This window comes from Cohnella xylanilytica, from assembly GCF_014212175.1.
Classification (GTDB): Bacteria; Bacillota; Bacilli; order Paenibacillales; family Paenibacillaceae; genus Cohnella; species Cohnella xylanilytica.
The window spans coordinates 1-815 of record NZ_JACJVR010000065.1; the positions used below are offsets into that span (position 1 = coordinate 1).

The 815-nt window shown below is 48.8% G+C and carries 1 protein-coding gene; it reads right to left on the reverse strand.

Translation table 11 applies throughout. From position 1 onward, the window contains the following. Positions 1–38: 38 nt before the first annotated feature. Positions 39–410 (reverse strand): hypothetical protein, encoded by a 372-nt coding sequence (locus H7B90_RS17095; protein ID WP_185137110.1) that lies wholly within the window; start codon positions 408–410, stop codon positions 39–41. Between the last annotated feature and the right edge of the window lie 405 nt (positions 411–815).

Consider the following 815-nt stretch of genomic DNA (forward strand, 5'->3'; position numbering starts at 1 on the left):
CATGCTGCGAAAGTTGAGTTTTTAAGTCTTTGCTTTTTTTACACGAACCGGGCATACGTGCTCAAATAGTCCAGCGAGCCGCCGTAAGAGTATCGGATGATGTAGGTGCCTTGCGAGAATACCGTGTTAAAGTTGATGGTGAAATTAACCGTGGAAGGATTGCTGTAAATATTCGAACGGCCGCTCTCCACAAGCTGTTCCGTGCCGTTAACGACCCGATACACGTCCGCGAAAACGACTCCGACCGGGGAAGAACTGCTAAAATACGCAGTTCCGGTAATCTGCAACGTCCCCTGGCCCGTAACCGTATCCGTGGAGGACAGAGGGGTGCCGCCCGCGCTTGCGGCGCTCGCGAACGTCAGGAGCATTAGAACAGACAGCATCAGAACCGCTATCTTCTTCGTCTTCACTAAAATCCATCCTTTCTAAAAGGGGATTCGTAGAAGGAGCTCTAGAGGTCTGAATGCTGGCCAGCGTTCGTTATGGAGGGCCGTCCTTCTGCACCCAGTATACCATAAAATGTAAGTTAATGTAAACGCTTTTATAGAAAAAATGGTCGCGCGGCGTTTTTTGAGCCTTCACGCGCCTTGCCTTCCGTTCTCCCTGCAGCTCCGCCGGCTCCTTCCGGTCTGCGCGTTCGGTCATGTGTCCAATTCGCTAACGAGACCTATCCCGGGAAATTTCGATTCGTACTGTTGTATGAAAAATCGTATAAAATTCTCCCATAAGAAGGTGCTCCGTAAGATTTGTATGAAAAACCATACAAACTCTACCTTGTGACGGTTCGTTGCTTATGTTTTGTGTGAAAAATCATA